Annotated in this window: 3 protein-coding genes and 1 pseudogene; 2 read left to right on the forward strand and 2 right to left on the reverse strand. The window is 63.3% G+C overall.

Annotated features, from left to right (window positions below; genetic code table 11):
- Positions 1-392 (reverse strand): annotated as a pseudogene (locus WCB02_RS23250) (hypothetical protein); the annotation flags it as partial.
- Between the two features lie 537 nt (positions 393-929).
- Positions 930-1,322: a RidA family protein gene (locus tag WCB02_RS23255; RefSeq protein WP_423961817.1), complete on the reverse strand. Its 393-nt coding sequence runs from the start codon at positions 1,320-1,322 to the stop codon at positions 930-932.
- 532 nt (positions 1,323-1,854) lie between these two features.
- On the opposite strand from WCB02_RS23255, the gene WCB02_RS23260 reads away from it, so the two are divergent.
- Positions 1,855-2,820: a GGDEF domain-containing protein gene (locus tag WCB02_RS23260; protein ID WP_423961818.1), complete on the forward strand. Its 966-nt coding sequence runs from the start codon at positions 1,855-1,857 to the stop codon at positions 2,818-2,820.
- 45 nt (positions 2,821-2,865) lie between these two features.
- On the forward strand, positions 2,866-3,021 hold a 156-nt coding region (locus tag WCB02_RS23265), incomplete at its 3' end, for a response regulator (protein ID WP_423961820.1).

Consider the following 3,021-nt stretch of genomic DNA (forward strand, 5'->3'; position numbering starts at 1 on the left):
GCGGCCGCCGGTGCGTTCGCAGCGAAGGATGGAGCCGCGACCGGCGACGGGAGCGGCTGCGCGGCAGGCTGCGCCACGTCGGGCGCCGGCAACTCCGCATGGATGTCGTTCTTGACGCCGGCCCAGCGTGGCACGAACGTCATGCCGACATAGAAGGATCCCGAGGCCACCAGCACCAGGAGCGCAAGCAGGCCCGCGACGCCGGCGGGCTTGCGGTAGGCCGGCGGAGGCTCGGGCACCTCCTGCGCGCCGAGCCAGGCAAAGGGATCGCCCGCCTTGCGCTCCGCTTCGGCGCGCCAGAGCAGGCTGGCAATTCGCTCCGCTGCATTGCCGGATTCGGGCGCTTCGCCCGCACCTTCAAGGTCGCGCCGTCGCTCAGGCAAAAGTCCCATCGTCATCCCCCATGTGACCCGCCGCTTCGCGTGTTGAAGGATTCCGCATCACCGCGCAGCCGTTGCATCTGTCGAGGCCCGCAGAGGGCCGGGGAGCAAATGTCGCGGCAACATGAAGCAGTGCATGGCACCCGTTTCGAAAGCGCTGTCGATCATGCGTAACGATACGGCGCATTGCGGCGAGGGTTTGTCCGCAATCGCGAGAAGACATGATGAACGTCAGCATCTATGTGTCGGAAACCTTGTACTGCGCGCACCACGCGCGAGCTTTGTCTCGGCATCATGGTATTCAGGTCCGCGCGCAAGGCCGGCGGCGCGGCTGCCGACGGTGCTGCCAACCTGCCACGTCATCGCTCGCGCATGCGCGTCCGACGCGCCACGCCGCCGGTGCCCGAATAGGGCGCGATCTTCAGCAACGGCATCGAACCAGATCGCCTCGACTTCATCCGGGCGCCGAAGCGCGGATCGTGCTCGCCGCGCGCAGCGGCCGGTTGATCGTCCAACGCACCTGGAGCGAGGACGCGGGACCGCCTGCCCTCACAGCATCGCGATGCAATCGACCTCGATGTCGAACGGGCCGGTCCATTCCGGGATGCAGACGAAGATGCGCGCCGGCGGATCGATCGGGAAATAACGCGCATAGACCGCGTTCACAGCCGGGAAATGTTTGGCCGAGGTGCAGAAGATGTTGCACTTCATGACGTTGTCGAGCGAGGCGCCCGCGGCTTCCAGGCACAGCTTCATCTGCTCCATCACCAGTTCGGTCTGCCGCTCGACCGGAACAGAAGCAAATTCGCCGGTCACGGGATCGAACGGCGGCAGGCCGGAGACGAAGATCATGTTGCCGGCGCGCGTCACCGGCGAGGCCGGGGCCTTCCAACGCTCGAGATAGCCCGAGATCGGTTCGACGCGCACGATTTCTCTCTTCATGGGGGCACCTTCGGAAAGCTGATCCGGCGAGGACGTTAGCGGACCATGCGCACCAATGCTTCGATGACGATGGAAGTCATGATGTCGGGTGGGCAAAGCCATCGCAACAAAATCGCTCCGACAAATCCTGTCGCGTGCATATCTCGTCGCAATCCACAGCCCTCGGTTGCATGCCCCAAGGCGAGCCAGAGATCGTCGCGACATCAAGCGACAAACAATCGCGATTTCGAATTTAAATTCGAGCGCTTTTGTCCCGATCATTCGTGGCGGCGGCGATCGAAATCGGACCTGCATGTGGCGGAATCATGGACTTTCGACCATGCGTCGGACTCTAAGCGAGCTTGAATGTCTCGCTTAACAGTGGGGTAATCGTCACGACAGAACGATCCACCGGAAGACGCACCGATCCGCGGTTCCAACTCCGCTTGCGATGTTTTGCCTGCTATCAATCGGCCGTCACATTTCTGTTTGGGTCGGATGGATGACGGATTTGAACGGTTCTGGGCAAGTCGGCAGCCAAGCCGAAGCGGCGATGGCCTCCATGCAAACGCATGGCGTGCTGCCGACGCCGTCCAACTTTTCGGTCTGGTACGCCTATCATTCCGGGCAGAATTCCGATCTCACCCGGACGATCGACGTCCTGTTGTCGAACCACTGCCCGATCGACGATCAGGCGCTCGACAAGCTGCATGGCAAGTTCTTCCGGCCGGCCGTCGCCGAACGCGCGCTGTGCGAAAAGTCGATCCGCGCCAGGGATACGTTGAAGACGGTGCTCGACCTCGTGGACAAGGCCCAGAATGATGCCGACGTCATCGGCGCGGCCATCGAGGATATCTCGGGGCAGTTCCTGGCCAACGTGCATTCGCTGGCCGACATGATCGATTCCCTGGTCGAGGAGACCAGCCGGATCGTCGGCCGCAGCGAGCGGCTCGGGCTCGATCTCAAGCAATCCTCCGACAAGATCGATGCGCTGGAGCGCTCGCTCGAGGATCTGCGGCGCGAAGCGACCACGGATGGTTTGACCGGAATCGCGAACCGGCGCTACTTCGACATGGCGCTGCAGACCATCAGCGGCGACGCCATGAACTCCGGCGACGACCTGTCGCTGCTGCTGATCGACATCGACCATTTCAAGAAGGTCAACGACACCTGGGGCCATGCCACCGGCGACGTCGTCATCAAGCTGGTGGCGACCACGCTGGCGCAGAGCGTCAAGGGCCAGGATTGCGTGGCGCGCTATGGCGGCGAGGAGTTCGCCATCATCCTGCCCGGCACCCCGATCGACGCCGCCGTGCGAGTCGGCGAGAACATCAGGACGGCGCTGTCGCGCAAACCCTACGTCCCACGCGATGCCGACGACATGCTGTGCGCCGTGACCGTCTCGATCGGCGCGGCCTGCTACGATCCCGGTGAACCGCTGGCGCAATTGATCCAGCGCGCCGATGCCGCCCTTTATGAGGCCAAGAAGACAGGACGAGACCGTGTCATCGCCGCCTGAAATCCCCATACCTGAACCTTACTTCGAGCCTGGCTGGAGCCGAAAATGAGAAGGTGTCTGATTGTCGACGATTCGCGCGTCGTGCGTTCGGTTGCGCGCCGCTTCGTCGAAGCCATGGGATTTTCCGTCGACGAGGCCGACGACGGTCAGCGAGCCGTCACCGCCTGCGAGCAGCAGATGCCCGACGTGGTGCTGCTGGAC

This window comes from Bradyrhizobium sp. (genome assembly GCF_049581145.1).
GTDB lineage: Bacteria > Pseudomonadota > Alphaproteobacteria > Rhizobiales > Xanthobacteraceae > Bradyrhizobium.